The organism is Agreia sp. PsM10, from assembly GCF_030433855.1.
In the GTDB taxonomy this organism is placed as follows: Bacteria; Actinomycetota; Actinomycetes; order Actinomycetales; family Microbacteriaceae; genus Agreia.
The window spans coordinates 1-233 of sequence record NZ_JARUXC010000096.1 but is presented as its reverse complement, the minus strand read 5'-3'; the positions used below and the strand labels follow the sequence as shown (position 1 = coordinate 233).

1 protein-coding gene is annotated in these 233 nt (G+C 54.9%); it reads left to right on the top strand.

What is annotated here, in order from left to right; genetic code table 11:
* A partial coding sequence (locus tag QCD70_RS19150; protein ID WP_301219236.1) for a hypothetical protein occupies positions 1-202 on the top strand: 202 nt, incomplete at its 5' end.
* Positions 203-233 lie beyond the last annotated feature (31 nt).

The window sequence follows — 233 nt, the reverse complement described above, 5'->3', positions numbered from 1 at the left end:
CCTCCGGATTCGCAGGACCGATACTGTAACGGCTCGCGCGCTAGATCGTTTTTACTTCAGCGGGGAAACGAAGAAGCGTTTCTTCTCCGGCGACTACCGGAACGACTTCGGCTTCGCCGCCGAAGTAAATCGTCTTCGCCTCAGCCTGGCGCACAAGGGCAAACGCGAAGCCCAGAGCTATGCCCAAGGTGAAATAAACTAGGCATTTACGCATGATGGGTCCTCCTTAATAC